Here is an 8,032-nt window from a genome sequence, read left to right as displayed (position 1 = left end):
AAAAATATTGCGCTAGCGCTGCCGGCCCGCCAGGACGAACAGAAGACCCTGGTCGAGCAGTGCGGGGAGAGCGACTTCATTGAGCGCCTTGAGACGACGACGAGTGTCAGCATGGATACGAACGGTGACAACGAATGCCGCGGAAGCCGCTACTTTAGCAAATCGTGAGTGAACGGCCGGACATTGGAACGCCGCGAACGGCAATCAGCGCTGATTTGCACATGGCGGCCGTGGGAAAAATCGTCCGGGGCCAGGACAGCGGAAGGTAAGGCCAAAGTCTCGCGCAATGCGTACAAGAGCGGGGCGTGGGAACTTCAGGGAATTGATGCGCGAGCTTAAAGGCGTACTCGGTGGAGCAGCGCCGTATGATTGAAAGCCTGACGATAACCGGCTTGAGCGCAAAATTAAGCGGGACAAACCTAGACCGTGTAATAGATGCGTAGCTTGAATTGCAAGTCCGAAACAACAATTTTATTAATCAATATGTTAGGTTTGCTGTGGACATGGTCATAGGGGCCCAGGTTCGAATGATTTCTTATTCCAGCCTCACACCGCATCTCCCCGTGGCCGAGGCGCAATTTCCTCTGCCTGGTCCGCGATCGCGTGCAAAAACGGGAGTCACGATGCCGCGTTCATGCGTCGGCGCTCACTCGGCCACCGTGCGTTCCTTGACGTAGCGTCCCGGCGCGGGTTCGATCACGGGATAATCCTTGTTCCCTGGCGTCGCCGGAGCGGCGACCTGCTTGCCGCTATGTTGCTTCAGCCAATCGCCCCAGTGCGGCCACCAACTTCCGGGGACGGATTGCGCGCTGTTGAGCCAGTGCTCCGCACCCTGGCCCATTTCACCTCCAGTCCAGAAATTGCGCTTGGACTTGGTGGGCGGATTGATGACTCCGGCAATATGACCGCTTGCCCCCAATACGAATTCGACCTTGCCTTTCAATGATTCAGTACTGGCAAAGCAAGACGGCCAGGGCGCGATGTGATCCTCACGCGAACCGTACACGCAGGAAGGGATATTGATTTTGCCGAGATCGACCGCAACGCCGTCCATTGTCAGGCACCCTGGTTTCGCCATGTTGTTTTCCAAGTAGAGGTTGCGCAGATAATACGCAAACATCGGCCCCGGCAGATTGGTCGAGTCGCTGTTCCAGTACAGCAGATCAAATGCGGGCGGGTTTTTGCCCTTTAGATAGTTGTTGATCACGTAATTCCAGATAAGGTCGTTAGGGCGCAACGATGAAAAGGCGGTGCTGAGTTCCTTGCCATGCAGCAGCCTTCCTTTCTGGAACTCTTTTTCGCGCTCGAGAAGATCGGGATCGTAAACGTACACTCCGATGTCGCCGACCTCGGAATATTCGAGCATCGTGGTGAGCAGAGTCATCGACGAAACCAGCCGCTTCTTCCGGCCGGCCAACACTGCCAGCGCGTATGAAAGCATCGCGCCGCCGATGCAAAATCCGAGCGTGTTGATTTTCTTTGCGCCGCTGATCTCTCGCACCGCGTCTATCGCTTTATGTATTCCCTCGCTCTGATAATCCCTCCAGGTTTTCATGCCGATTGCGGCGCTGCCGTTACGCCAGGATATGAGAAATACCGTGAATCCCTGGTCGACCGCGTAGCGCACGAATGAGTTTTCGGGTTGCAGGTCGAGAATGTAGTACTTATTGATGCACGGCGGCACGATGAGCAGCGGACGCTCGTACACGGTTTCGGTGGTTGGCGCGTACTGGATCAATTGAATCAGGTCGTTTTCGAACACCACCGACCCGGGAGTGACGGCGAGATTTCTGCCGACTTCAAACGCCGATTCATCAGTCGTGCTGATTTGGCGTTTCTCCATATCTTCGAGCAAGTTACGAAGCCCAGCTGCCAAGCTCTCGCCTTTCGTCTCGACCGCCTGTTTCAATGCTTCCGGATTGGTGGCGGGAAAATTCGCCGGGCAGATCGAATCGATATACTGCTGCGCGTGAAAACTGAGCTTCTTGCGATCCGCGGCGGTCAGTTCGGCGAGTTTCACCGCTTCGGTGAGCCAGGTCGACGCCAGCAGATATGATTGCTTAAAAAAATCGAACGCCGGGTTTTCGCGCCAGGCGGGATCGCTGAATCTCCGGTCTCCTTTGTCCGGCGCAACCAGCGGCTCGCGAGGCCGTTCCCCGTCTCCAGTTGCGTCTAGCGTGCGCGCCCAGATTTCCATCTGCTGCTGGCAATAGCTGGCATAGAGCCCCATCCACTGCTCGGGATGCTGCAAAATGCTTTCCCTGAATCCACTATTAATGCTCGGGGAAAGGAAATCCTTGGCGAGGTGCGTGTTCGCCAGGGAGAAGAGTTCAAATACGGTCTCTGGTTGGCTCGAGACCTGTTTCATTGCTGTCCTCCTTTAGATCGCGTGATTGCTTTAGCCCGCGCGAGAGTCTTGCTTTGCCGGCGCCGGAAAATTTGCAGTGAATAGGGAAATCAAACGCTCTTTCCCATGTCCTTGATCCAAGTCTTAATCATCAGCCACCCCTGGAACCGAGTTCCGCGTGTTCGCTGAATAACGGTCGCGGAAATCACATCTAGTTGCGATAGTGAGATACGCCGCGCCAGGAGCGTGGCTTTTTCTACCTATCTGGCGAGGTAGTCGGCGCGATGTGAGAACAGGATATTAGGACAGGATTGTTAATGAAAACAGCGCGGAGTAGATATAGCGTTTCATGTCTAACCTCCTTCAGATTGCTGACTAAGCTTGGCCTGACCCGAGCGGGCAAGGCGTTCTAGGTATAGACCTTACGGAGCACATAATCAAGCCTTGCTCCGGCCGCTGTGGGCCTTCGCCGGCCTTTACGAGTGTAGGCATGGCAAAGCTCACTTTTGAGCCCAACGAACCGGTTGCTGGAGTGTGAATAGTAAAACAGCACGCGCGCACGCGTTGGGGGTATGGCGACAATGAGATAAACCTCATCTGCGGGGCGAAAAATCGCCGCCTGCTAGCTTCCCTCGAAAATTCGTCTTCCAGGAGGTTGGGTCTAACCTCGACTGACTGGAAGGAGAAATGATGTTCAAAATACCGAAGCAGGAATACACGGTGGAGTTCAAGGACCTGGTGGTGAAGCGCGTAAGGAGCGGCCAGAGCCTCGGCGCGGTGGCTAAATCGAAAGCGGCTGATCGACGCGCAACTGCTCGCCCTCATCCAAGTCATCCATCGCGAGCTGAAGGGCGCGTACGGCTCGCCGCGGATGGTGCGCGAGGTGCTGGAGCGGGGTTTCCCAGCGAGCAAGGCGCGGGTCGAGCGCCTCATGCGTGAGAACGGCATCTGTGCCCGTCACAAGCGGCGGTACACACCACGAGAAACTTGCGGCAAAAGGTCAGGCGGATGTGCGCCGCCTTGACCTTCTGCAGCTGGCCGCCAAGCATCCACCTGTTCCTCGCTCCAGTCGAACTGGAATGCTTCCCCAAGCGCAAACTTGAGCGGTATGAACACGTCTGCCCGTGGCCGCTTCCTGCTTCAAGCTGCGAATGAAGGCCACCACCCGGCCATAGCCGCCTGCGTATCCCAGCGCCTGCAAGTCTTCACACAAACGCACACCCAGTGCGCCGCTGTTTGCGCGGCAGCTCGCGCCGCCTTCCAGCCATTGCCGCAACTGCGCGCTGAATCGGTCGAGCTTCGTGGCCACACGCCGCTCGCGGTAGTTCGGCTCCGCCGTTTCTTCACGCAAATACTTGCGCACCGTGTTGCGCGACAGCGAGGTCTTCTTCGCAATCTTGCGAATCGACTCGCCGTCCCGGTTATGCCACCGCCTGATCTTGCCCAAAGTGTCCATGGTGCTCACTCCAGTTCGCTCCCTCTCGTTGGTGACGGAACGATGGTAAGCGGTGGGTCAAACTTCGATGAAAATTACCACCAGACTGGGTCAGTTTTGCGTGAAAATTTGCACTCAAATCCATGCAACGCAGACCGCGGCTTATCACCGCGTTCTGGCAACAAGCCGAGTTGCCGATTTGATGTCTGCATTTATTAAAATGCCCGAGCTCTTGGCTACGGGGCCACGTCAGGTGTGGTCTTGGGAGCTCACCAAGCTGAAGGGTCCCCGGCAAGGGCGAGCGTTTCCACCTGTATGTGATCCTGGACGTGTTCAGCCGCTATTTGGTGGGCTGGATGCGTGTCGGCTGCTCCACGTCGTCGTCACCATCGCCTCCTCGTCGATCACCACCGCCTTGAAGCGCAGATTCTGGCCGAGATAGATCGTTCCGGGGCCGGGGAGCTTGTTGGCGATGGCGGCGGAAATCACACTTGCGGTCAGCATGCCGTGGGCGATGCGCCCCTGGAACTGGGTGCTTGAAGCGAATTCCTCGTTGATGTGCATCGCGTTGTTGTCGCCGGACACACCGGCAAACAAGACGATGTCCGCCTCGGTGATCGTTTTCGCGAACGAGGCCGTCATACCTGGCTTCAAATCTTCTATGTCGTAACCGTTCAGTTCATTCATTTCCGTCTCCAAAAATTCGCGTTGGTCGTTGATGCCGGGCGTGCTCACCCAGCTTTTTTCAGACCCTCAACACTAGGTCGTCTGTTGCCATCACACCCGGACCGCCGCCGTTGGTGACGAGGGCAAGTCGGTCGCCGTAGAGCGGCCGCGCCAGCGCGAGCGGCTGCGCGGCGGCGAAGAGATCGAGGGTGGTGTCGACCCGCAAAACGCCAGCGCGGCGCAGCGCCGCGTCGTAAACATCGTCGGCGCCGGCGAGCGCACCTGTGTGGGAGGCGGCGGCCTTGGCGCCTTTCGGCTTGCGCCCCGATTCGACTGCGATCATCGGTTTGTTGCGCGCCGCCGACATGAATTTACGCGCATGCTGCACTGAAAATTGGTAGTGCCTGGTTCTATGGCATCGCGCCGCCGTGGGGCGCGCAGCGTTAGCGCATCGGTTGACGGTTCGCCGGTGGCTTGCGAAATGACTCTGGTCTATTCCATGGGGGGGCTTCCTTTTCGATGTGAAAGGAAACCCTACTCTGCGCCCGCCTGGAACGGGCAGGCTGCGACCCAGGCGGTCTGGAAACTGTCTGTCCGTTCACTGACGCAGAGCAGGGCTGGCATGGCTTCGGGATGGCGTTTTCGGCGCCGCCAGCTTCATCCAAGATTGTCGCATTGATCGGTTCGAGGTGTTTAGCAGCCCGATTGGGCTGATTGAGGGGCAAGAAGAGAGCCGATGCCCTCAGACCCTCATCATTGCAAGCGTCGCGCCGATACCCAAGATGCGCATCAATCGCTTGAGGTTATAGGCGAGCACGTGAAGACTCATCTCCGTGCTCACGCGCGCGAGCGTCTTCGTCAGGAAGTGCGGGCGATGCAAAATTCCACGGCGGGCTATCGACCGGCGCAAAGACACCTGAGGGCGAACACCGCTCGGCAGCGGCACTACGCGCGGGCTATCGGGCGCGAGGAACAAAAGCGGCGACCAGTCAGTTGGGAATTCTCCGGGGTAGTCTTGCGATTCGGGTTGAGACACAGTGGTTCAGCACCCCATACCGGAAAAAGTTTTTCCAGAAATAGATTAAAGTAGAAAATGGGGAAACATAGAAAAAACAGAAGACCACTAGCCGAGCGCGTGTAGCCAGTTGTGTAGCGGGAATACATAACCACGTTTATTCTCGTTAACATCCATATAATTATATGGCGTATGAAGCTTGCCACCTGGAACATAAACTCGCTGAAGGTGCGTCTGTCGCATGTGCTGGATTGGCTCGCCGCCAATCAGCCGGACGTGCTCTGTCTGCAGGAAACCAAGCTGACCGACGACAAGTTTCCGTCCGCCGAACTGCGCGCTGCCGGCTACCAATCGGTGTTTTGCGGGCAGCCTTCGTACAACGGCGTCGCGATTCTGAGCAAGCTGCCGGCGGCCGACATCGTTTGCGCGATTCCCAACCACCCCGACGAACAAAAGCGCGTCATTGCCGCGACCGTTGATGGCGTTCGCATCGTCTGCGCGTATATCCCGAACGGTCAGACAGTCGATTCGCCGAAATACCAGTACAAACTGCAGTGGCTGACTGCGCTCAATGGGTACGTGATGGCCGAACTCGGCCGCCATCCGAAACTCGCCTTGCTCGGCGATTACAATATTGCGCCGGAAGACCGCGATGTCTGCGATCCGGCCGGCTGGGAAGGCAACGTAATGGTCAGCCCGGCCGAGCGGCAGGCGTTTCGCGATCTGCTCGACCTCGGCCTCAAGGACAGCTTCCGCATGTTCGAACAGCCGGAGAAATCCTATAGCTGGTGGGATTACCGCATGCTCGCGTTCCGCCGCAATCAGGGTTTGCGCATCGATCATATTCTGTTGACGCCCGATCTGGCGACAGCTTGCCGATCCTGCGTTATTGACCGGACGACGCGCAAGCTCGAACGGCCATCGGATCATGCGCCAGTCATGGCCGAGATCGAAACTGCCGGTATATGAAGGAAGCAGCCATGCGTATCCTGATCCTTGGCGCCGGAGGCATAGGCGGCTATTTTGGCGCAAGGTTCTGCAGCGCCGGGGCCGACGTGACATTCCTCGTGCGTCCGCCACGCGCGGAGCAGCTGAACGCGCATGGGCTACGCGTGATCAGCCCGCTCGGCGACGCGCATATCGCCGCGCCGAAAGTCGTTGCGGCCGAAAGCCTGCGCGACAAGTTCGATGTCATCGTGCTCTCGTGCAAGGCTTACGATTTCGCGTCTGCCGTCGATGCTATCGCTCCGGCTGTCGGCGGCGACAGCGTTGTCTTGCCATTGCTGAACGGCGTCGCCCATCTCGATGCTCTGGACGCGCGATTCGGGCGGCAACAGATTTGGGGCGGCGTCGCGCATTTAGCCCTGACCTTGACACCGTCGGGAGAGATCAAACACCTGAACGATTTCCACCGCCTGATCGTCGGCTCGCGCAGCCAAGGCGTCAGCGCATGGCTGTCGCCCTTCGAAAATCTGCTCGCTTCCTTGTCTGCGGATTTTCGCGTTTCGGGAAACGTCGAGCAGGACATGTGGGACAAGTTCGTGTTCCTGACTGCCTTGGCCGGCGCGACTTGTACGATGAGGGGATCGGTCGCGGATATTCAGGCTGCGGCCGGCGGATACGATTTCATCACCGGCTTGCTGCAGGAGTGTGAACAGGTCGCGATTGCGTCGCATCGTGCGCCCGATCCCGAACAGCTTGCCGCTTATCGCGCCCAACTTACCGACAAGGCTTCGGCGTTGACTGCATCCATGCTCCGCGATATCGAAGCCGGCAAACGCACCGAGGCCGATCACATCCTCGGCGACATGCTGGTCCGCGGTCTGGCCAACAATGTGCCGGCGCCGCTTTTGCTAATCGCATACTCTCATCTGCAAGTTTACGAACGGCGTCGTCGCGGATTGCAATAGCGGGTGCCATCCGCTGCATTTCTCGAAGGAGATTTTGAGTATGCCAACCCAGGAATACGCGTTCGACCTCAGCCGCATTTTTCTCGGCAACCTTCACCCGTTGTTTTTGGTGGAGATTCTTTTACGGTGCACCGTCATGTGTTTATGCGCTGGTCGTTGTCCGGGTTCTCGGCAAACGCGGCCTCGGGCAACTGGCGCCATTCGATTTCGTCATTATCATCGCGCTCGGTTCTGCCGTCGGAGACCCGATGTTCTATCCGAATGTACCGTTGCTGCACGCGATGGTCGCGATCACGGTAATTGTTGTTTACACGCGCGGCGTCGTGCGCCTGACCGAACACAGCCGCAAGCTCAAGGATTTTGTCGCCAGTACGACCACGCGCATGGTGATCGACGGCCGCATGGATCTCGCGGGCATGGAAGAAGAGAGCATGTCGCGCAGCGAGCTGTTTCAATCGCTGCGTATGGCTGGCATCGAGCAATTAGGCGAAGTCGAGCGCGCTTATCTCGAACCCAGCGGCAAGCTCACGAGCTTTCCGTTTGCGCCGGGGCGAACGCGCACCGGGTTGGCGTTATTGCCGCCGTGCGAAGAAAACTGGCCGGCGCCGCTGGAGGAAAACTCAGTCGTGCCGGATTCGAAGGATTATTGCTGCTGGCGT

The 8,032-nt window shown here is 57.9% G+C and carries 8 protein-coding genes and 2 pseudogenes; 5 read left to right on the top strand and 5 right to left on the bottom strand.

Annotated features, from left to right (window positions below):
- Nucleotides 1-646: 646 nt before the first annotated feature.
- The gene (gene phaC / locus H0V78_14190) at nt 647-2,368 is read right to left on the bottom strand and encodes a class I poly(R)-hydroxyalkanoic acid synthase (protein MBA2352883.1); all 1,722 of its coding nucleotides are present in this window, start codon (nt 2,366-2,368) and stop codon (nt 647-649) included.
- 766 nt (nt 2,369-3,134) lie between these two features.
- Between phaC and H0V78_14185 the strand changes: the two are divergent.
- Nucleotides 3,135-3,320, top strand: a pseudogene (locus H0V78_14185) (transposase).
- Nucleotides 3,321-3,347: 27 nt separating this feature from the next.
- Here the strand turns inward: H0V78_14185 and H0V78_14180 are convergent.
- Nucleotides 3,348-3,803 carry a hypothetical protein gene (locus H0V78_14180; protein MBA2352882.1) on the bottom strand — a complete coding sequence of 152 codons (456 nt, stop codon included), beginning with the start codon at nt 3,801-3,803 and terminating at the stop codon, nt 3,348-3,350.
- Between the two features lie 196 nt (nt 3,804-3,999).
- Here H0V78_14180 and H0V78_14175 point away from each other — a divergent pair.
- Nucleotides 4,000-4,141: pseudogene (locus tag H0V78_14175) on the top strand (IS3 family transposase).
- Here the strand turns inward: H0V78_14175 and H0V78_14170 are convergent.
- From H0V78_14170 to H0V78_14160, 3 genes are all read right to left on the bottom strand, one after another.
- Nucleotides 4,116-4,469 carry a MaoC family dehydratase gene (locus H0V78_14170; protein ID MBA2352881.1) on the bottom strand — a complete coding sequence of 118 codons (354 nt, stop codon included), beginning with the start codon at nt 4,467-4,469 and terminating at the stop codon, nt 4,116-4,118. The pseudogene H0V78_14175 and the gene H0V78_14170 sit on opposite strands and share 26 nt — an antisense overlap.
- Before the next feature lie 58 nt (nt 4,470-4,527).
- A complete protein-coding gene (locus tag H0V78_14165) occupies nt 4,528-4,815 on the bottom strand; it encodes a hypothetical protein (protein ID MBA2352880.1) in 288 nt (95 codons plus the stop codon).
- Nucleotides 4,816-5,190: 375 nt separating this feature from the next.
- The gene (locus tag H0V78_14160) at nt 5,191-5,424 is read right to left on the bottom strand and encodes a hypothetical protein (GenBank protein MBA2352879.1); all 234 of its coding nucleotides are present in this window, start codon (nt 5,422-5,424) and stop codon (nt 5,191-5,193) included.
- Nucleotides 5,425-5,655: 231 nt separating this feature from the next.
- Between H0V78_14160 and xth the strand changes: the two genes are divergently transcribed.
- The 3 genes from xth to H0V78_14145 all read left to right on the top strand — a co-directional run.
- Entirely contained in the window at nt 5,656-6,432 is a 777-nt protein-coding gene (gene xth, locus H0V78_14155; GenBank protein MBA2352878.1) for an exodeoxyribonuclease III, read from the top strand.
- An 11-nt stretch (nt 6,433-6,443) separates the two neighbouring features.
- A complete protein-coding gene (locus tag H0V78_14150) occupies nt 6,444-7,373 on the top strand; it encodes a ketopantoate reductase family protein (protein MBA2352877.1) in 930 nt (309 codons plus the stop codon).
- 248 nt (nt 7,374-7,621) lie between these two features.
- Nucleotides 7,622-8,032, top strand: a 411-nt coding sequence (locus tag H0V78_14145; GenBank protein ID MBA2352876.1) for a DUF421 domain-containing protein, incomplete at its 3' end; no start/stop codon positions are given.

It is taken from the genome of Burkholderiales bacterium (assembly GCA_013695435.1).
GTDB lineage: Bacteria > Pseudomonadota > Gammaproteobacteria > Burkholderiales > JACMKV01 > JACMKV01.
This window is presented reverse-complemented; position numbering and strand designations above follow the sequence as displayed.